The organism is Dokdonella sp. GW821-FHT11D02, assembly GCF_058808595.1.
In genome coordinates this window covers 4,706,936-4,727,249 of sequence record NZ_CM179520.1, presented here as the reverse complement: position 1 = coordinate 4,727,249, position 20,314 = coordinate 4,706,936, and the positions used below count along the sequence as shown (strand labels likewise).

The window sequence follows — 20,314 nt, the reverse complement described above, 5'->3', positions numbered from 1 at the left end:
CCATTGTAGAGCCAAGCGCGGCATTCGACGCGAACAATTGCGACTGCCATTGGGCACGGGGGTGCGGTCATTCCGGCGTAAGACGCGCCGGCTAGGTTCGTCCGCTTGACTCGATCCGCGAGACGCGGGCCGACGGACGAAACTGGGGATTGACGATGATTGGTGGCCTGCGGCTGACGGCGATTGCCGTCGCTGTGACGTTGTGGATGACGCAAACGCCGCGCGCGCAGCCGGTGACGGACGGGGTCGAACAAACCCAATCGACGGCTGCGTTGCAGGTACGCGTGCGCGGCACCGACGGCAAAGGGGTGGCGGCGAAGATCAACCTGCTCGGCAATGCGGCGGGAGGCGGCGAGATCACGCGCGAAGCGGCCACCGACGCCGCCGGCAACGCCGCCATCGAGGTGCCGCCGGGTACCTACGGCATCGCCGTCGACGCCGACGGCTACGGCACCTCGATGCGCGAAGGCATTCAGGTCGAGAGCGGTCGCTCGGCCTTGGCTGAGGTCGTCGTCAGCGCGGAGGCGGCAGCTACTGGTACCGCCGGTGCCGGGGCGGGAGCGGCGAATCAGCTGTCCGGCGTCACCGTGCACGGCCGCGTCGCGACCGGCGCGCAGACGCTGTATCTGGACGAGCGACGCAGTGCGGCCGTGGTCACCGAGGCGATCGGCGCCGAGCAGATTGCGCGCACCGGCGATTCCGACGTCGCCACCACGCTCAAGCGCGTGACCGGCCTGACCCTGGTCGACGGCAAGTACGTCTACGTGCGCGGCCTGGGCGAGCGCTACTCCAGCGTGCTGCTCAACGGAGCGCCGATTCCGAGCCCGGACTACACGCGCCGCGTCGTGCCGCTCGATCTGTTCCCCAACGAATTGCTCGATGGCGTGGTCGTGCAGAAATCCTACTCGCCGGACATGCCGGGCGAATTCGGCGGCGGCACGGTGCAACTGCGCACGCGCGAAGTGCCGCAAGGGTTCTTCTTCCGCACGCAGGGCACGCTCGGCTACGTCGACGGCACCACCGGCGAGAAAGGCTTGCGCTATCGCGGCGGCGGCGAGGACTGGACCGGCTACGACGACGGTGCACGCGAAATGCCGGGCTCGCTGGCCGGAGCGATTTCCGGCGGACGCTATCTGCGGCCGCAATCGAACGCCGATCCCAACGGCGCCACGCCCGAGCAGCTGGCCAGCTACGGGCGCGATCTGGCCGCCGGCGGCTACGGCATCCACAACAAGAAGATCGGGCCGGACACCGGCTTCTCGCTCGGAATCGGCAACGGCTTCCAGCTGGCCGACGATGTGCGCCTCGGCGCGATCGGCGCGGTGCGCTACAACCAGAGCTGGGATCACTATCAGGAGCAGCGCAAGGTCTATGCGGCCAGTAATGCCGGGCTGACGCCGGTCGCCAATCAGGACGTCGACGACACCCAGCGCAGCATCGACGCGAGTTACTTCCTCGGCCTCGGTCTCGATATCGGCATGAACCATCGGCTCGGTCTGACCAGCGTGTTGCTGCGCCAGACCGACGACCGCGCCAAGATCAGCGACGGCACCGTCGACAGCGTCGATTCGCGCTACTACGAACAGAAGTGGGTGGAGAACCAGCTGCATGCCGAGCAGCTCAACGGCCATCACGGCTTCCCGGCGGCGCACGATCTCGAAATCGATTGGCGCTATACCTGGGCCAAGGCGGAGCGCGACGAGCCGAATACGCGGCGCTACCGCTACGATTACGCCGGTGCGGACGGGCTCGAGTTCTCGCGCCGCTCCGACTCCAACTCGACCACCTTCGGCGCGCTCGCCGACAAGCAAAACGATTTCGGCCTGAAGGCGATGCTGCCGTTCGACTTCGGCGATGGCACGACGCTGAAGCTGGCCGCCGGCGGCGAGCGCACCACACGCGACCGCGATGCGTCGATCCGCACCTTCACCTTCCAACTCGCGCCCAATTCGCCGCTGCTGGTCAACGATCCGGATTTGTTCTTTCGTCCGATCGACCAGATCCTTTCGCCCGGCAATATCCGGCCCGACGGTTTCGTGCTGCGCGAGACCACGCGCGCGACCGACAACTATCGCGCCGAGCAGACCGTCAACGCCGGTTTCGTCGACGTCGATTTCAACTGGCAGGGCAAGTATCGCCTCGCACTCGGCGCGCGCCGCGAGAGCAACGATCAGCGCGTGACGACCTTCAGCATCGTCAACGAACACGCGCCGCCGGTGGTGGCCAAGGACAACAGTGTGAATTGGCTGCCGTCGGCAGCATTCACCTGGATCTACAGCGAGAACGCACAGCTGCGCTTCGGCTTCAGTCGCACGCTGTCGCGGCCCGATTTCCGCGAGCTGTCACGCGCGCCGTTCACCGATCCAGAGCTCGACATCGACACGCTCGGCAATCCGAATCTGAAGACGACCCGTCTGCGCAATCTGGATTTGCGCTGGGAGTACTACTTCTCCGACACCGACAGTCTCTCGGTCGGTGCGTTCGACAAAAAGTTCGAAGATCCGATCGAGCGGTTGCGCCTGCCCGGCTCCTCGCCGCTCTTGAGCTTCGCCAACGCCACCAGCGCGCACAACTACGGCCTCGAGCTGGAACTGCACAAGGGGCTCGGCTTCGTCGGCGAGCGGTGGTGGAAGGGCGTGGATCTGTCCGATTTCTACGTCGGATTCAACTACGCGCGGATCAAGTCGAACGTCGCGCTTGATCGCGCCAGCGCGAGCTACCAGACGAACCTGTCGCGACCGATGCAGGGACAGTCGCCGTATATCGTCAACACGCAGCTCGGCTACTTGAACGAGGAACGCGGCATCGAGGCGACCTTGTTGTTCAACCGCTCGGGCCGGCGTATCTCGCAAGTGGGCGTGCAGGGACAGCCGGACATTTACGAGGAAGCGTTCGATGCGCTGGATTTCCAGTTCCGCCAGCGCTTCGCGCGCGACTGGCGCTGGACGCTACGGCTGCGCAACTTGCTCGATCCGAAGGTCGACTACACCCAAGGCGGTTTCTCCACTCGCGCGTATCACCGTGGGCGCGAAGCCTTGTTGAGTCTGGAATGGCGGTCGGCGCCGAATTCGCGCTGACCGCGTGCCGTCGCGCCGCTGTCACGATCGAGCGATTCAACCGTCACATGCGCCGCCTAGGCTGGCGAGGGGCGGTTGGCGCAGAGCGCCGCCGGTTCGTCGTACGTCACATCCAATCCATTGCTGGGGAAACTCCATGACATTTTCGCGCAACAAATTCCTACTCGGCGCAGCCATCGCCGTTTCGCTCGTGGCCGGGCAGGCGCAAGCAGCGCTGCGCTTGTCCGACGCCTTCGACGGCGCCTGGGCCGATCTGAGCGGCACTCACGGCGGCGCACGCGGCTGGGTGCTCGATGTGATTTCCGGTCCGGACGGCCGCCGCGTGTTGTTCATCTCGGGCTACCTCTACGACAACGACGGCAAGCCGCTGTGGGTGACAGCGTCGCCGGCGATGGGCGAATTCGAATTCAGCGCGACCGCGGATCTGCAGCGCTACAGCGGCGGCACCTTCAACGGCGGCGCCAGCGAGAATCCGACCGCGCAAGTGCTCGGTAGCGCGACGATCGAATTCACCGCCTGCGGCCAGGCCACGCTGTCGATCACGCCGGCCACCGGTTCGGGCTTCCAGCCGATCTCCTACACGCTGACTTCGCTGCAGGAATCGTCCGCGCCGACCGGCTCGAGCTGCGTCTACAAGAAGAAGTTCACGGCTTGTCCGGCCGGCACCAGCGCCGGCGCCGCACCGCGCACCTGCGTCCTGACCGGCAACATCACCAGCAACCTGACCCTGACCAACGACACCACCTGGGAGCTCGAGGGCCTGGTCACCGTCGGCGGCGACAACGCCAACAGCGCGACGGTCACGGTCGAGCCCGGCACCCTCATCACCGGCAGCGGCAACAGCGCCGACTACCTGTACGTCAATCCGGGCTCCAAACTGGTCGCCAATGGAACGGCCTACGCGCCGATCGTCTTCACCAGCCCCAAGGACGGCCGCAGCGGCCAGACGCCGGCGCCGGGCGATTGGGGCGGTATCGTCCTGTCGGGTAACGCGCCGGACAACAAGTGCTTGGCCGCGCCGTTCGATTGCCGCAGCGAATTCGACAGCACCCTGCGCTACGGCGGCAACAATGCCCACGACAGTTCCGGCAGCCTGCGCTACGTGCAGTCGCGCTACGCCGGCTACATCTTCACCGAAGGTCGCGAAGTGAACGCGTTCACCTTCCAGGCGGTCGGCGACGGCACCGTGCTCGAGCACCTGCAGTCCTATCGCGGCAAGGACGACGGCTTCGAGTGGTTCGGCGGTACGGTGAACGCGAAGTACCTGGTCTCCTACGAAGGCGGCGACGACGGCTTCGACTGGGACGAGGGTTGGAGCGGCAAGGTGCAGTTCGCCTTCTCCAAGTGGGCTTCCGAATCGCTGGCGCTCGGCAACGACAACGGCTTCGAGGCATCCAACCAGGCCGACAACAACGACGCCACGCCGCGCGCGACGCCGAGCTGGTCGAACGTGACCCTGATCGGCAACGGCAATGGCGGCGGCAACGGCCTGCATCTGAAGGAAGGCACCGGCGGCCATCTGAGCAACATTCTGGTCAGCGGCTTCAACAAGTCCGGCAAGGCGTGCTTGTTCGTCGATCATGCGGCGACCGCGGCCCTGGTCGGCACCGACACGCTCACGCTCGACTACACCTGGCTGAACTGCACCGTCAGTGTGCTCGATGGCAGCAACGGCGTCACCGGCAAGGCGCAGGCGCTGTTCAACGCCGGTGAAGGCAACAAGAGCGGCGATCCGCAGCTGAGCGGCTTCCTGCCGGCGGCCGGTTCGCCGCTGAGCAGCGGCGGCGGCCTCGTCACCGACGATGCGTTCTTCGCTCCGGCGCCCTACATCGGCGCCTTCCGCGACGCGAACGACGACTGGACCCAGGGCTGGACGCACTTCATCCAGCGCTGATCCGATCTGAGCGAATAGCAGGGGCGCGGCCGCAAGGTCGCGCCCTTTCCGTTTTCGAGCGGCGCCGTCATCAAACCGTCGTCTGCGCCGCACACAATCGCGTCGTTCGCGGTGGCGCGATCCGATGGAGCAGTGGTGGCGTGCGGGATGCGCACGGTGCCCGAGGTGCAAGGACGCACCGATTCCACCGCCGCCCCCCCCCCAACTGAAACGCGCAGGGCCATTGCCGGCGCGATCGTTCCGATCTACAGCCAGCCTCGCTGTGCCAGCGAAGTCGGCGCTCCGTCGCCGATCACGAAGTGGTCGAGCAAGCGCACCTCGATCAGATTGAGCGCATCGCGCAGGCGGCGCGTGATCACCAGATCGTCGCTGCTCGGCTCGGCCACGCCGGAAGGGTGGTTGTGGGCGAGGATCGCCGCCGCCGCATTGTGGGCGAGGCAACGCCGCACGACTTCGCGCGGATGCACGTGGGCGCCGTCGATCGAACCGCGGAACAACTCCTCGAATGCGATCACGCGATGCTGCTTGTCGAGAAACAGGCAGGCGAACACTTCGTAGGGATAGCCGCTCAGCCGCGATTTGAGATAGCGGGCGCTGGTGATCGGATCCTGCAGCGTCTCGCGCTCGCGCAGATCGGCGTCGAGGTAGCGGCGACCGAGTTCCAGCGCACCCTGCAGGCGGCACCACGCGACGCTACCGATGTCCGGTTTGGGCGCGTCCAACAGCGGCTTCAGACCTCCGCTCGTGTCGAGCAGCACGCGGCCGAAGTCGACGGCGTTCTGGCCGCGACGGCCCGAGCCGATGAACACCGCCAGCAGTTCGGCGTCGGACAAGGCAAACGCACCGCGGGCGAGCAGTTTTTCTCGAGGACGTTCATCAATGGGCCAGTTGCGGATGTTCATGCGAGGAGTCGGTGATGGCGGCGGAAGGCGGGTGTTCGAGCCAAACGGAATGTCGAAATGATTTCCCCGCCAACAGGTTAACGGCGCCTTGACGCGGCCGCAGCGGCGTCCGGCGCGAATTTCAGTAAGCTAGTTGCTTGCTTCCTTGTCCGTGGTCTCCTACATGAATCCTCCCTCCCTGCCCGGCGTGCGCGTGCTCCTCGGCGTTTCCGGCGGCATCGCCGCGTACAAGGGAGCCGAAGCCGTCCGCCGTTTGCGCGAAGCAGGGGCCGAGGTGCGCGTGGTGCTGACCGAGAACGCAGCGCGGTTCGTGACCGCGCTGACGTTCCAGGCCCTGTCCGGCAATCCGGTGCGGACCAGTCTTTGGGACGAGTCGGCCGAAGCGGCGATGGGTCATATCGAGCTGGCCCGCTGGGCGGAAGAAGTGTTGATCGCACCGGCGTCGGCGGATCTGATCGCGCGCCTCGCGCACGGTCACGCCGATGATTTGCTGAGTACGGTGTGCCTGGCGACGACGGCGCCGGTATCGATCGCCCCGGCGATGAACCTGCACATGTGGGGACACGCCGCGACGCAGGCGAATATCGCGACCCTGCGCAGCCGCGGCATCGCCGTGCTGGGTCCGGTCGAGGGACGCATGGCCGAGCCGGAATCCGGCCCCGGCCGACTGCTGGAGCCGCACGAGATCGTCGCCGAGCTGGTCGCCAAGCGCGCGCCGCGCGAACTGAGCGGCTTGAAGTTCCTGGTCAGCGCGGGGCCGACCTACGAAGACATCGATCCGGTCCGCTTCATCGGCAATCGCAGTTCCGGCCGCATGGGGTTTGCGGTGGCCGAAGCCGCCGCGCAAGCCGGTGCCGAGGTGACCCTCGTCGCCGGGCCGGTTTCGCTGGCGACGCCGGCCGGGGTGCAGCGCATCGACGTGCGCAGCGCGCGCGAGATGCGCGAGGCGGTACTGGCGCAGGCGCTGCGCCACGACATCTTCGTCTCAGCCGCCGCGGTCGGCGATTTCCGCCCCGGCGCGGTGGCGCCGCAGAAATTGAAGAAGTCGGGCAGCGGTGGGCTCGAACTGGCCCTGGTGCAGAATCCGGACATCCTCGCCGAAGTCGCCGCGTTGCCGCGGCGTCCGTTCGTGGTCGGCTTCGCCGCCGAGACCGAGAATGTCGAGGATTACGCGCGCGCCAAGCTCGAACGCAAGAAGCTCGATCTGATCGCGGCCAATCGAGTCGGTGCGGATTGCGGTTTCGAGCGTGACGACAACGCCTTGCTGCTGCTCTGGCGCGGCGGCAGCGAGCAGCTCGCGCAGGCCGACAAGCGTGCGCTCGCGCGGACGCTGGTCGCGCGCATCGTCGAACGCCGCGCCGCGCAGGCAGCGGCATGACCGGCGCGCGCAAGGCTCCCATCGCCATGAAGGTGCTCGATGCGCGCCTGGGCCGCGACTTTCCGCTGCCGGCGCCGGCCACGGCGGCGTCCGCCGGGGTCGACCTGCGCGCGATGCTCGATGCGCCGTTGACGCTCGAGGCTGGCGCGAGCGCCTTGATCCCGAGCGGTATCGCGATTCACATCGGCGATCCGAACCTGTGCGCTGTGGTGTTGCCGCGTTCGGGGCTCGGCCACAAGCACGGTATCGTGCTCGGCAACCTGGTCGGCCTGATCGACGCCGACTATCAGGGGCCCTTGATGATTTCATGCTGGAACCGTTCCGATGCCGCGTTTACGATCGCGCCCGGAGAACGCATCGCGCAGCTGGTCATCCTGCCGGTGGTGCACGCCACCTTCGAGATTGTCGACGAATTCTCAGCGAGCGAACGCGGCGCTGGCGGATTCGGCAGCTCCGGGCGACATTGACGGCAGCGGATCGGAGGAAGGCCGCCGCCGCGACGCAGGCGGGGGCGCGCGGGACCGAAGCGGCGGGGATTCGCGGTTTTGCCGATCACACAAAGGGGGCTGGCAATGGGCGAGGCGATCGCGGCACGAGCGAGATTCCGCGCAGACTGGCGTGTGCTGTTGCCGTTGGCGCTGGCGACCTTGCTGATCGTGCTCGGTTTGTTCCTGGCTTGGCAGACCTCGCTGGTCTGGCGCGCGCAGAGCGGCGCCGAACAGGCCGAGAGCGTACGCGCGGCAACCGTCGAGGCCTTGGCCAAGCAGATTCGGCAAACCGCCGAGCGCGTGCGCGAGGCGTTGGCGACGCCGGCGGTGCAGCAGGCGCTCGCGTCCGACAGCCCGGACCCTGCCGCTGCCGCCGCCGCGCTGAAGCAGGCACTGCCGGAGGCGAGCGATGCGGAATTCTTCAGCGCCAATCTCGACGAAGTGCTGGCCGGCGATTTGAAGGCGCTCGGCTACGCCAAAGCCGCGGCACTGATGCAGGCGAAGATGCATCCCGAACATCCGCCGGCCGAGATGCGCAGCGGCGCCGATAAGACGCAACGCCTGATGCTGGCGCAGCCGGCCAAGGTCGGCGATCAGGTGCGCGCCTACGCCGTGGTCGAGCTGCCGTTCGCTCCGGTGCTCGACATCTTCCGCGCCGCCGTCGTGCACGGCGCGAGCCTGCAGTTGCGCCAGGGCGACGGCCGCGGCGATCTGGAAATCGCCAGCGTCGGCGCCGGCAGCGCCAGTTCCATCGCCGATCCCGGCGTGCCCGTGCCCGGATCGAGTCTGCGCATCGGCAAAGCCGATCCGAATTACTTCATCGTCGTGTCGCCCGAACCGCTGCTGCTGTCGGTGCTGACCCTGCTCTGCCTGCTCGGCGGCGGCTTCGGACTGTGGCTGCGGCAGGTCGGGGTTCAGCGTGCGTTGGCGATGCTGCAACGTTCACCGAAATCGAAAGCGCAGGAGATCACGTTGGCCCAAGCCATCCAGCAACAACCCGAATCGACCAAGCCGGTCGCGCCCAAGAGCGCCGCACCAGCGACGAACGAGCCGGTGCAGGTCGATGCGAGCATGTTCCGCGCCTACGACATCCGCGGCGTGGTGGGCCAAGGGCTGAGTTACGAGGTGGCGCGCCTGATCGGTCGCGCGATCGGCAGCGAGGCGCGCGAGCGCGGCTTGCGCGAAATCGTGGTCGGCCGCGACGGCCGCCTGTCCGGACCTGAACTCGTACGCGCCCTGATCGACGGCCTGCGTTCGACCGGCATGGACGTGATCGACATCGGCGCTGCGCCGACCCCGGTCACCTACTTCGCCAACTATCACTTGCACACCGGCTCGGGCATCTCGGTGACCGGCAGCCACAATCCGCCCGACTACAACGGCTTCAAGATCGTGCTCGGCGGCGAGACGCTGTCGGAGGGCGCGATCCGCGATTTGCACGCGCGCATCGTCGAAGGCCGCTTCGTCGACGGTCAAGGCGGGCTGCAGGCCATCGATGTCGGCGCCGACTATGTGCGCCGCATCGGCGACGACGTGCAGACCGAGCGCCGGCTCAAGGTCGTGGTGGATTGCGGCAACGGCATTCCCGGCGCGTTCGCGCCGGCCGTGCTGGAGGCGATCGGCTGCGAGGTGGTGCCGCTCTACTGCGAGGTCGACGGCAACTTCCCCAACCATCACCCCGATCCGTCGGACCTGCACAATCTCGAGGATCTGATCGCGGTGGTGAAACACGAGAAGGCGGACATCGGCCTCGCCTTCGACGGCGACGGCGACCGTCTCGGCGTGGTCACCACGAGCGGCGAGGTGATCTTCCCCGATCGACTTCTGATGCTGTTCGCGATCGACATCCTGACCCGCAATCCCGGCGCGACGATCATCTACGACGTCAAATGCACCGGCCATCTGCAGCCGGTGATCTTGCAGCACGGCGGCAGTCCGCTGATGTGGCGCACCGGCCATTCGCTGATCAAGTCGAAGATGCGCGAGACCGACGCCGCGATGGCAGGCGAGATGAGCGGACATTTCTTCTTCGGCGAGCGCTGGTACGGCTTCGACGACGGCATCTATGCCGCCGCGCGCCTGATGGAGATCCTCGCCGCCGATCCGGAAGGGCGCACGCCGCAACAAATCTTCGACACCTTACCGAAGGGCGTCTCGACGCCGGAGTTGAAGATTCCGATGCGCGAGGGCGAGCACTATCGCTTCATCGAGACGTTCCGCGATCGCGCAAAGTTCGACGGCGCGCGCCTGACCACGATCGATGGCCTGCGTGCCGACTGGCCCGACGGATGGGGTCTGGTGCGTGCATCGAACACGACGCCGGTTCTGGTGCTGCGTTTCGACGCCGACAATGCCGATGCGCTCAAGCGCATCCAGGATCTGTTCCGCGCGCAGCTCATCGCGCTCGATCCCGCGCTGCCGATTCCGTTCTAGCGGCTATGGCAACGGTCGCTTGTCCTCACTGCGGAACGTCAGCGCGCTGGTCAATGCTCAGCGGATCGACGTACTGGCGGCCGTACGTTTGCCAGGAGTGCGCAAAAGCGTGGCGTGTATCACGGCCGATGGGGCAGATCAGTTTGCTGATGCTATTTGCGGTTGTGGCGGGCATTGCCGTGCGAAGTTTCCTGCCTTCGGCCTGGCAGCCATGTGGCTATCTCCTGCTGTTTGCCTTGATCTACGTCGCCGACGCACAGTTGCTCGCTCGAACCGCTAGATTCACGCCGGTTCTGCCGCGGCGATCGAACTCATCGCCGCACCCGTAGCCAATCGGACAACTACCGGCCGCTTTGGGCGAGCTTGGCTTTCAGCTCGCGATAGCGTGCCGCTTCGGCTTCGAACTTCGTGACCGCGGCCGCATGCTCGGCGTCGCGGCGAGCCAAGGCGGCGCGCTGCGCGTCGACTTGTTTCTGGGTTTCGACCAGCTGCTTGGCTTGCGCGTCGGGCAAAGTTTTGCCGTTGCGTTCGACTTCGGCCGCATGCGCGAGCTGGTCGGCCAGCGCCTGCTCCTGGCTGCGCAGGCTGATGCTCGCCGCGCCGACTTGCTGGTCGAGCAGCTCCAGCTTTTGCTGCTGCGCGCGCTTGAGGTCGCTTTCATTCGGGTAGGCGGCGAGCAGTTGAGAGTCGACGCGGATGCGCGTATCGGATTCCTCGCGCAAGGCTTGCGCCTTGGCCAGCTCGGCTTTCGCGGCGGCCTTTTCTTCCGAGGTCTTGGCGCGCTCGACGCGCTTGATCACCAAGCCCTGTGCGTTGACGATCTCGTAGCCGTACTGCAGGGCGTCGGGCGGTAGCGCGTCGGAGTAGTGCAGCGCGCCGCCGCCGTCGCGCCATTTGTATTGGTTGTGGCCGTTCTGCGCCGTCGTCGCGCCTGCATACGCCAGTGCCAGCGCGCACAGGCAGGCGGTCGAAAGGCGGCGTGCCGATGCGGGCGGCGACAGCGCGCCCGAAGCTGCGCCGCGGAAGACGCTAAGCCGAAGGCCGGCTCGGCCCATCCCCCAATCCCGCAACAGTCGCTCGGACGATCCACCACGCATAGGGCACCCCTCCTCGCCCGAGTATAGGCGAGCCGTGCGCGGCCGCGCTGCGAGCCGCTTCAAACTCCGTAGCGGGCGCGGTAGTCGGCGAGGTTCTGCCGATGAGCGGCGAGTTCGGGCCGGTCGCCGACGTAGGCGAGGAGGTCGGCGAGGCGCGCGATGGCGAAGCTCGGCAGGCCGTGTTCGGCGGCCAGTTCCTGCGTCGCCGAGAGGGCGCCTTGGCCGCGCTCTTCGCGGTCGAGCGCGATCAGCACACCGGCCGGTGTCGCACCGGCGGCGTGGATCAAGGCCAACGATTCGCGGATTGCGGTGCCGGCCGTGATGACGTCGTCGACGATCAACACGCGCCCCTGCAACGGCGCGCCGACCAGCGTGCCGCCTTCGCCGTGATTTTTCGCTTCCTTGCGGTTGTAGGCGAACGGCAAATCGCGGCCGTGCTGTTCAGCCAGCGCGGCTGCGGTGACGGCGGCCAGCACGATGCCCTTGTAGGCCGGGCCGAACAACATGTCGAACTCGAGGCCCGAGCGCACGATCGCGTCGGCGTAGGCGCGCCCGAGCGTGGCCAATGCGGCGCCCGAATCGAACAGTCCGGCGTTGAAGAAGTACGGACTGATGCGGCCGGACTTCAGCGTGAACTCGCCGAAGCGCAGCACGTTGCGGGAGACGGCGAGGTCGAGGAAAGCGCGTTGGGAGGGGAGCACGGCGTTCTGGTTCGAGATTGGGAGTTGGGATTGTGCAATCCTCCGAGTCTCGCCGAAAGCCGCGCGAGCAGGGTCACGATGGGTCTGCGACGCGGTAGGCTTCACCCAATCCCGAATCCCCAATCCCGGCCCCATGAAAATCATCTCCTTCAACGCCAACGGCATCCGTTCCGCCGCGACCAAGGGCTTTTTCGACTGGCTGCGCCAGCAGAACGCCGATGTGGTCTGCCTGCAGGAAACCAAATCGCAGGAAGACCAGCTCACGGACCCGCAATTCCGTCCGGACGGCCATCACTGCTTCTATCGTGATGCGATCACCAAGAAGGGCTACAGCGGCGTCGCGATCTACTCCAAGCGCGAACCGGACGAAGTGCGTACCTCGCTCGGCTGGGCGCCGTTCGACGACGAAGGCCGCTACATCGAGGCGCGCTACGGCAATCTCAGCGTGGTCTCGTTCTATATCCCGTCCGGTTCGTCCGGCGATCTGCGCCAGGGTTTCAAGTTCGAGGTCATGGCGTGGCTGCGGCCGATTCTCGATGAATGGCTCGCCAGCGGGCGCGACTACGTGCTGTGCGGCGACTGGAACATCGTGCGCAGCAAGCTCGACATCAAAAACTGGAGTTCGAACCAGAAGAACTCCGGCTGCTTGCCGCCCGAGCGCGCCTGGCTCAATGCCCAACTCGGCGAGGACGGCGGCAGCGACGGCACGCCAGCGGCGAAGAAAGGCTGGGTGGATACCTATCGCGCGCTGCGTCCGCAGGGACAGGACTACACCTGGTGGAGCAACCGCGGCGGCGCACGCGCCAACGACGTCGGTTGGCGCATCGACTATCAGCTCGCTACGCCGGCTCTGGCGAAGAAGCTGAAGGGATGCGCGATCACGCCGGCGCCGCGGTTTTCCGATCACGCGCCGTATCTGGTCGAATACGCGGTCAAAGACGCGAAGTGACCGCGGCCGCGCGCAAGCCCTCGGTGTGGCGAGCGTTCGCGCAGCCTTCGGCGTGGACGATGTTGTTCTTCGGCTTCGGCTCCGGCCTGCCGTTTCTGCTGGTTGCCGGCACGCTCGCGCTGTGGCTCAAGGACGCCGGCATCGAGCTGAAGTCGATCACGATGATCGCGAGCGCTGGGCTCGCCTACGCGTTCAAGTTCTTGTGGGCGCCGCTGCTCGATCACTTCAACCTGCCGGGCTTCGCGCGCTTGGGCCTGCGCCGCGGCTGGTTGATCTTCGCGCAGATCGGCATCGTCCTCGGACTCTGCGCGATGGCCCTGCTGACGCCGCAGAACTTGGTGTCGTTCATCGCTGCGACACTGGCTGTCGCCGTGTTCGGCGCGACGCAGGACATCGCGGTCGACGCCTACCGTATCGAAATCGCGCCGGTCGAGCACCAGGGCGCGCTGGTGGCGACCTATTCGCTCGGCTATCGCCTCGGTCTGATGGTCGGTTTCGCATTCGCCGCGATGCTGGCGGATCACATCTCTTGGCGCGCCGTCTATCTGCTGATGGCAGCGGCAATGGCGATTCCGATCGTCGCGGCTGCGTTCGCGCGCGAGCCGAATATTGAACGTGCCTATCCGCAAGGCTGGAGCGATGCGATGCGTACCAGCATCGTCGATCCGTTGGCGGACTTTTTCCGCCGCTACGGCGTGCATCTGGCGCTGTTGACCCTGTTGTTCCTGCTGCTGTTCAAGATTCCCGAGCAGGCCACGATCGGCGGCATCATGAGCCCGTTCTATCGCGACATGGGTTTTTCCAAGACCGAAATCGGCTTGGTCACGAAGATCTACGGCGTCTGGATCGGTATCGTCGGCGCCTTTGTCGGCGGCGCGATGGTCGTGCGCTGGGGCGCCTGGCGGCCGCTGTGCGCGACGATCTTGCTCTGCGGCTGCAGCAACTTGCTTTATCTGTTCCTGATCGCTCATCAAGGCGATCTGGCCGTGCTCACGGCGGTGATCTCGGCGGAGAACTTCACCCTCGGCATGCTCGGGCCGCCGACGGTCGCGTTCCTTTCCGCGCTGGTCAATCGTCAGCACACGGCGACGCAGTACGCGCTGTTGAGTTCTTTGGTGAATCTGCCGGGCAAACTGCTCGGGATCTTCGCTGGCGGCATCGCGACGTCGGTCGGTTACGGCACCTATTTCGTGATCACCGTGCTCGCGTTGATTCCGGCTACGCTGTTGTTCGTGCTGCTGTGGCCGCGCTATCGAGACATCGGGCGCGAAGCCGCGCCGGCTGGATAAATCGCGCCGAGCAGGCGCGCACCGCGCGCGCCCGTCACGCTGGGGAGATTGCCCGGTTCCCCTGCGAGTCGCGCGCGCGCGAGCCAGGCGAAGCCGACCGCTTCGACGTAGTCGGGATCGAGCCCGAGTGCCGCGGTGCTGTCGACGCGCACGCGTGGCAATTCTTCGCGCAGCGCATCCATCAAGGCCGCGTTGTGCACACCGCCGCCACAAGCGTAGAGCTCGCGCGTCGCGGGCGCGTAAGCATGCAGTGCATTGGCGATGCTGCGTGCGCTCAGTGCCAGCAGAGTCGCCTGTATGTCGGCCGGCGCACGGCCGGCGGGCAGGCGTGCATCGAGCCAGGCGAGGTTGAAGTCTTCGCGGCCGGTGCTCTTGGGCGGCGCGGCGGCGAAATACGGCTCGGCCAGCCATGCGGCCAGTAAAGCGTCGTCGACGCGACCGCTGCGCGCCCACGCGCCGCCTTCGTCGCGAGCCGTGCCGAGGTGACGTTCGGCCCAGGCATCGAGCAGGCAGTTGGCTGGCCCGCTGTCGAAGCCGATCACATCGCGACCCGGATCTTGTGAGGCCGATCCGAGCAAGGTCAGGTTGGCGATTCCGCCGAGGTTGAGGATCGCACGCGGGATCGTCGCGCTGGCGAATACGGCCGCATGCAATGCCGGCAGCAAGGGCGCGCCTTGGCCGCCTGCGGCGACATCGGCACGGCGGAAATCGGCCACGGTGAGCAGCCCCGTGCGTTCGGCGATCACGCTCGGATCGCCGATTTGCAAGGTGAATGGCGACGCGCCGCCGACCCGATGACGCACGGTCTGGCCATGCGAGCCGACCGCAGCGACGGCCGAAGAGTCGACGCCTGCTTCGCGCAATAGCGCGATCGCGGCAGCGGCGAAGCATTCGCCGATCTGCACATCCAGCCGGCCGTAGTCGTCGAGCGCGATCGCCGCAGAGGAGGTCGCGAGCGCTAGTACGCGCCGACGCAACTCGTCGGGATAGGGCGTGGTACGCGCGGCAAGGAACCTGAGCGGTGCGGCACCTGACACGGTGGCCGAATCGGCAAATTCCACCAACGCCGCATCGATGCCGTCGGCGCTGGTGCCGGAAATCAGGCCGAGATAGAGACCCGCTTGCGCCGTCACGCGCGGCTCAATTGCCGGCGCGAGCGAATTGCAGGCCGTCGATCGTCTTGAGTCGGGCCAACATCGGCGCGGTCTTGAGCTTGAACTGCGCGAGCTGAGTGGCCGGCAGCGCTTCTTCGATCGGGAGAGTCACGGTTAGCGGATTGCGATGCTGGCCGCTGACGCGGAATTCGTAGTGCAGATGCGGGCCGGTGGCGAGGCCGGTCATGCCGACATAGCCGATGGTCTGGCCCTGGCTGACGTTCTGGCCGACCTTCACGTTGGCGAAGCGTGACATGTGGCCGTAGGCGGTGCTGATCGTGCTGTTGTGCTGGATCGTGATGAAGTTGCCGTAGCCCGAGCTCCAGCCGCGGAACGTGATTTTGCCGTTGCCGGCGGCGCGAATCGGGGTGCCGGTCGGTGCGGCGTAGTCCACGCCCTTGTGCGCGCGCATGTAGCCGAGCACCGGGTGCATGCGGCCAGTCGAAAACACCGAGGAGATGCGCGTGAATTCGACCGGCGTGCGCAGGAACGACTTGCGCAGCGGCCGTCCGGCTTCGTTGTAGAACAGCGTTTCGCCGGCCGCGTTGGTGTAGCGGATTGCGGTGTAGCGCTTGCCCTGGTTGATGAACGTCGCCGCGATGATGTCGCCGTCGCGCAGATGTTCGCCTTCACGGTAGACGTCGTCGTAGATCACGCTGAAGCTGTCGCCCTCGCGCAGATCCTGCGCGAAGTCGATGTCGTAACCGAACGCGTTGGCGAGCTTGAGCACCATCGCGTCACTGAGGCCGGCTTGCTCGCCGGCGTAGAACAGCGAACGCGTAACGACGCCGTGGGCGACGCGGGTACGGCGCTCGACGGCGCGGTCTTCGGTGCTTTGGTCGACATTGTCGGCGCCGAAGCGCAACACGACGCGGGTGGCGTCGTCGCGCTCGAAGCGCATCGCGGCGAGGCTGCCGTCGGTATCGAGTGCGAACGCGAATTCCTGACCGGGGCGGATGCGGCGCAGTGGCGAAGCGTCGCCTTGCGAATCCAGGGCGCGCTGCAGGTCGTTCGGCGCGAAGCCTTGCTCGCGGAAGATATCCGACAGCGACTGGCCGGCACGCACGCTGACGATGCGCCACTCCGGTTCGGCCTCGACGCCGTAACCGCCGATCGCCGGATCGGCTTCGCTGCCGGGAGGCAGCTGCGGCAATTCGATGTTGAGCGTGGTGTAAGGTGTCGGGCTGGATTCGTGCCGCGTCGCGTTGGCCCAGGTCGGAATCACGATGCCGACCAGGGCGGTCAGGAGCAGGGCGACGCCGCCAAGAATCCAGTGCTCGGCGCGCCAGTTGATCGGCGAGGCGGCGACGTTCTGTACGAAGGTCCAGCTGGACCAACGCGAATAGAAGTGGAAATGCTTGCGTTGCGTGTGGCGCCGGATCGCTAAGCGACGGGTTTTGTGGCGCGCGGAATGGATGGCGTTCTTGCTGTCGGTCACGGTCGCGGTCCGGTCAATCGCGCGGTACCATAATTGGCTTACGCAGGCGGCGTCAATCCCAATCGCAACAATGAGTTGCGAGAGGTGTTTCATCTAACGTTTTATTAACCGCGCGACCCGTTTGCCCCTGTGCGCGGGGTATGAAGAGAATTCCAGAAGTGGATTAATTGCAAGGTGCACTGCGGCACGACAAGGAGCGACATGAGCGACATTCAAGACGCACTCGGCCTGATCGGCCGCGGCGCTGACGAAATCATCAAGCGCGAGGAGCTCGAGGCTCGGCTTCGGCTCGGGCGGCCGTTGCGGATCAAGGCTGGGTTCGACCCGACGGCGCCGGACCTGCACCTGGGCCATACCGTCCTGCTGAACAAGATGCGGCAGTTTCAGGACCTCGGGCATCAGGTCATTTTCTTGATCGGCGATTTCACCGGAATGATCGGTGACCCCAGCGGCAAGAACGTCACCCGCAAACCGCTCAGCCGCGCGGACATCGAGGCGAACGCGAAGACTTACGCGGACCAGGTGTTCAAGGTGCTGGATCGCGAACGCACCGAAGTGCGCTTCAATTCCGAGTGGTTCGGCCAGATGAGCGCGGCCGACATGATCCGGCTGGCGGCCAAGCACACCGTTGCACGCATGCTCGAGCGTGACGACTTCGCCAAGCGTTATGTCGCGCAGCAGTCGATCGCGATCCATGAGTTTCTCTATCCGCTGGTGCAGGGTTACGACTCGGTCGCCTTGAAGTGCGACGTCGAGCTCGGCGGCACCGATCAGAAATTCAACCTGCTGATGGGGCGCATGCTGCAGGAGGACGCCGGTCAGCCGCCGCAGATCGTGCTGACGATGCCTCTGCTGGAAGGCTTGGACGGCGTACACAAGATGTCCAAGTCGCTCGGCAACTACATCGGCATCAATGAACCGGCGATCGATATCGTCAACAAGACGATGAAGATCGGCGACGAGCTGATGTGGCGCTGGTATGAGCTGTTGAGTCTGGATCGTTCGGCCGTCGAGATCGAAACGATGAAGCGGGACGTCGCGGGCGGTCAGCTGCATCCGCGCGACGCCAAGCTGGCATTGGCGCGTGAGCTGGCTGCGCGCTTTCAGGGGGGCGGTGGGGCGGAGCGTGCGGTCGAGCAGTGGACGGCCCTGGTGCGGGAGCAGCGGGTCGACGTCGATTTGCCACTGCAGGAAATCGCCGTGCCCGCCGAAGGCATACGCCTTGCGCCGTTGTTCGTTGCAGCGAGGCTCGCTTCGAGCAACTCCGAAGTCGTGCGCAAGTTGGGGGAGCGCGCCGTGCGTGTCGATGGCGTGGTCGTGGAAGACCGCGAACGTCTGCTCGCGCCGGGCGGCGAGCACCTCTTGCAGATCGGCAAGCGCGCCTTCGCTCGGGTGCGTCTGACCGCAGCCTAGAAGGCTCGAAAAGCGGCCCGTGCGCGATGGACGAAAAAAGCTGCGAACGGACGCTTGACGAATCGTGGTTTGGTTGTAGGATGCGCGGCCCTGCAACGACGGGGCGGCTCGAAAGAGCGGTCACGGCGGGTGCGGAAAGCGGTTCGCGAAGCTGATGAAAAAAGTTCGCGCGCCGGGGTTGACGAATCGCAGATTGGTTGTAGGATTCGCGGCCCTTCGACGACAGACCTAACGAGGTCCGGCGCCGAACAAGATGCACGGTTTCGACCGAGCATCGCGGAACGAAAAAAAGTTCGCTCCGGGGTGTTGACGGTTACGAAAATGGTTGTATAGTACGCGGCTCCCTACGACGAAATGTCTTGGGGCGCGAGACAAGAAGTTCTCGCAAGCCTTTGATCTTTGAAAGTGTGCGCAGGTAACTTGTGTGGGCGCCTTGTGGTGGATGAAAGTCCATTGATACAAAGTGCGTCCAAGCAAACGTCAAAGCAGCAATGTTTTACGCAGGCTTGGTTCACACTCAGAAGTTTGACCGAAGGGCTTTGGCCCGGAAGTCTGCAATTTCAACTGAAGAGTTTGATCCTGGCTCAGAGTGAACGCTGGCGGCAGGCCTAACACATGCAAGTCGAGCGGCAGCGCGGGGGCAACCCTGGCGGCGAGCGGCGGACGGGTGAGGAATACATCGGAATCTGCCTTATTGTGGGGGATAACGTAGGGAAACTTACGCTAATACCGCATAAGACCGTAAGGTGAAAGTGGGGGACCGCAAGGCCTCACGCGATAAGATGAGCCGATGTCGGATTAGCTAGTTGGTGGGGTAATGGCCCACCAAGGCGACGATCCGTAGCTGGTCTGAGAGGATGATCAGCCACACTGGAACTGAGACACGGTCCAGACTCCTACGGGAGGCAGCAGTGGGGAATATTGGACAATGGGCGCAAGCCTGATCCAGCCATGCCGCGTGGGTGAAGAAGGCCTTCGGGTTGTAAAGCCCTTTTGTTGGGGAAGAAATCGTGCGGTTGAATATTCCGCGCGGATGACGGTACCCAAAGAATAAGCACCGGCTAACTTCGTGCCAGCAGCCGCGGTAATACGAAGGGTGCAAGCGTTACTCGGAATTACTGGGCGTAAAGCGTGCGTAGGCGGTTTGTTAAGTCTGTCGTGAAAGCCCTGGGCTCAACCTGGGAATTGCGATGGATACTGGCAAGCTAGAGTACGGTAGAGGATGGTGGAATTCCCGGTGTAGCGGTGAAATGCGTAGAGATCGGGAGGAACACCCGTGGCGAAGGCGGCCATCTGGACCAGTACTGACGCTGAGGCACGAAAGCGTGGGGAGCAAACAGGATTAGATACCCTGGTAGTCCACGCCCTAAACGATGCGAACTGGATGTTGGGCACACTTAGGTGCTCAGTGTCGAAGCTAACGCGTTAAGTTCGCCGCCTGGGGAGTACGGTCGCAAGACTGAAACTCAAAGGAATTGACGGGGGCCCGCACAAGCGGTGGAGTATGTGGTTTAATTCGATGCAACGCGAAGAACCTTACCTGGCCTTGACATGTCCGGAATCCTGCAGAGATGCGGGAGTGCCTTCGGGAATCGGAACACAGGTGCTGCATGGCTGTCGTCAGCTCGTGTCGTGAGATGTTGGGTTAAGTCCCGCAACGAGCGCAACCCTTGTCCTTAGTTGCCAGCACGTAATGGTGGGAACTCTAAGGAGACTGCCGGTGACAAACCGGAGGAAGGTGGGGATGACGTCAAGTCATCATGGCCCTTACGGCCAGGGCTACACACGTACTACAATGGTTGGTACAGAGGGTTGCAATGCCGCGAGGCGGAGCCAATCCCAGAAAGCCAATCTCAGTCCGGATCGGAGTCTGCAACTCGACTCCGTGAAGTCGGAATCGCTAGTAATCGCGAATCAGCATTGTCGCGGTGAATACGTTCCCGGGCCTTGTACACACCGCCCGTCACACCATGGGAGTTGGTTGCTCCAGAAGCAGGTAGTCTAACCGCAAGGAGGACGCTTGCCACGGAGTGGTCAATGACTGGGGTGAAGTCGTAACAAGGTAGCCGTATCGGAAGGTGCGGCTGGATCACCTCCTTTA

Annotated in this window: 13 protein-coding genes and 1 rRNA gene; 9 read left to right on the top strand and 5 right to left on the bottom strand. The window is 65.1% G+C overall.

Going from position 1 to position 20,314, the window contains the following annotated elements; translation table 11 throughout:
* Nucleotides 1–155: 155 nt before the first annotated feature.
* Together AC3QL3_RS19995 and AC3QL3_RS19990 are read left to right on the top strand one after the other, a co-directional pair.
* Nucleotides 156–3,077, top strand: coding sequence for a TonB-dependent receptor domain-containing protein (locus AC3QL3_RS19995; RefSeq protein ID WP_492898999.1), 2,922 nt, complete (start codon nucleotides 156–158; stop codon nucleotides 3,075–3,077).
* Between the two features lie 136 nt (nucleotides 3,078–3,213).
* On the top strand, nucleotides 3,214–4,971 hold the full coding sequence (locus tag AC3QL3_RS19990; RefSeq protein WP_492895869.1) for a beta-helix domain-containing protein: 1,758 nt from the start codon (nucleotides 3,214–3,216) through the stop codon (nucleotides 4,969–4,971).
* A gap of 245 nt (nucleotides 4,972–5,216) precedes the next feature.
* On the opposite strand, the gene radC is transcribed toward AC3QL3_RS19990, so the two are convergent.
* Nucleotides 5,217–5,873, bottom strand: coding sequence for a RadC family protein (radC, locus tag AC3QL3_RS19985; protein ID WP_492895868.1), 657 nt, complete (start codon nucleotides 5,871–5,873; stop codon nucleotides 5,217–5,219).
* Between the two features lie 163 nt (nucleotides 5,874–6,036).
* Between radC and coaBC the strand changes: the two genes are divergently transcribed.
* The 3 genes from coaBC to AC3QL3_RS19970 all read left to right on the top strand — a co-directional run bounded on the left by coaBC (nucleotide 6,037) and on the right by AC3QL3_RS19970 (nucleotide 10,172).
* The gene (coaBC, locus tag AC3QL3_RS19980) at nucleotides 6,037–7,251 is read left to right on the top strand and encodes a bifunctional phosphopantothenoylcysteine decarboxylase/phosphopantothenate--cysteine ligase CoaBC (RefSeq protein ID WP_492895867.1); all 1,215 of its coding nucleotides are present in this window, start codon (nucleotides 6,037–6,039) and stop codon (nucleotides 7,249–7,251) included.
* Nucleotides 7,248–7,718: a dUTP diphosphatase gene (gene dut, locus AC3QL3_RS19975; RefSeq protein WP_492895866.1), complete on the top strand. Its 471-nt coding sequence runs from the start codon at nucleotides 7,248–7,250 to the stop codon at nucleotides 7,716–7,718. Before coaBC ends, dut begins: the two co-directional genes overlap by 4 nt.
* 105 nt (nucleotides 7,719–7,823) lie before the next feature.
* Complete coding sequence (locus tag AC3QL3_RS19970; protein ID WP_492895865.1) at nucleotides 7,824–10,172, top strand: phosphomannomutase/phosphoglucomutase; 2,349 nt, start codon at nucleotides 7,824–7,826, stop codon at nucleotides 10,170–10,172.
* Nucleotides 10,173–10,513: 341 nt separating this feature from the next.
* Here AC3QL3_RS19970 and AC3QL3_RS19965 read toward each other — a convergent pair whose 3' ends face one another.
* A complete protein-coding gene (locus AC3QL3_RS19965) occupies nucleotides 10,514–11,227 on the bottom strand; it encodes a DUF4124 domain-containing protein (RefSeq protein WP_492895864.1) in 714 nt (237 codons plus the stop codon).
* Between the two features lie 101 nt (nucleotides 11,228–11,328).
* Entirely contained in the window at nucleotides 11,329–11,970 is a 642-nt protein-coding gene (gene pyrE, locus AC3QL3_RS19960; RefSeq protein ID WP_492895863.1) for an orotate phosphoribosyltransferase, read from the bottom strand.
* 133 nt (nucleotides 11,971–12,103) lie between these two features.
* On the opposite strand from pyrE, the gene AC3QL3_RS19955 reads away from it, so the two are divergent.
* Together AC3QL3_RS19955 and AC3QL3_RS19950 are read left to right on the top strand one after the other, a co-directional pair.
* Nucleotides 12,104–12,919, top strand: a complete 816-nt coding sequence (locus AC3QL3_RS19955) for an exodeoxyribonuclease III (protein ID WP_492895862.1) — start codon at nucleotides 12,104–12,106, stop codon at nucleotides 12,917–12,919.
* Entirely contained in the window at nucleotides 12,916–14,208 is a 1,293-nt protein-coding gene (locus tag AC3QL3_RS19950) for an AmpG family muropeptide MFS transporter (RefSeq protein ID WP_492895861.1), read from the top strand. Before AC3QL3_RS19955 ends, AC3QL3_RS19950 begins: the two co-directional genes overlap by 4 nt.
* Here AC3QL3_RS19950 and AC3QL3_RS19945 read toward each other — a convergent pair.
* Both AC3QL3_RS19945 and AC3QL3_RS19940 read right to left on the bottom strand, forming a co-directional pair.
* Nucleotides 14,169–15,341 (bottom strand): anhydro-N-acetylmuramic acid kinase, encoded by a 1,173-nt coding sequence (locus tag AC3QL3_RS19945; protein WP_492895860.1) that lies wholly within the window; start codon nucleotides 15,339–15,341, stop codon nucleotides 14,169–14,171. The two genes, AC3QL3_RS19950 and AC3QL3_RS19945, sit on opposite strands and share 40 nt — an antisense overlap.
* A 7-nt stretch (nucleotides 15,342–15,348) precedes the next feature.
* On the bottom strand, nucleotides 15,349–16,893 hold the full coding sequence (locus tag AC3QL3_RS19940; RefSeq protein WP_492895859.1) for an OapA family protein: 1,545 nt from the start codon (nucleotides 16,891–16,893) through the stop codon (nucleotides 15,349–15,351).
* 108 nt (nucleotides 16,894–17,001) lie between these two features.
* Here AC3QL3_RS19940 and tyrS point away from each other — a divergent pair, with 108 nt between their 5' ends.
* Both tyrS and AC3QL3_RS19930 read left to right on the top strand, forming a co-directional pair.
* Nucleotides 17,002–18,213, top strand: coding sequence for a tyrosine--tRNA ligase (gene tyrS, locus AC3QL3_RS19935; protein ID WP_492898997.1), 1,212 nt, complete (start codon nucleotides 17,002–17,004; stop codon nucleotides 18,211–18,213).
* A 561-nt stretch (nucleotides 18,214–18,774) separates the two neighbouring features.
* Nucleotides 18,775–20,313, top strand: a 16S ribosomal RNA gene (locus tag AC3QL3_RS19930).
* Nucleotide 20,314: the final 1 nt, after the last annotated feature.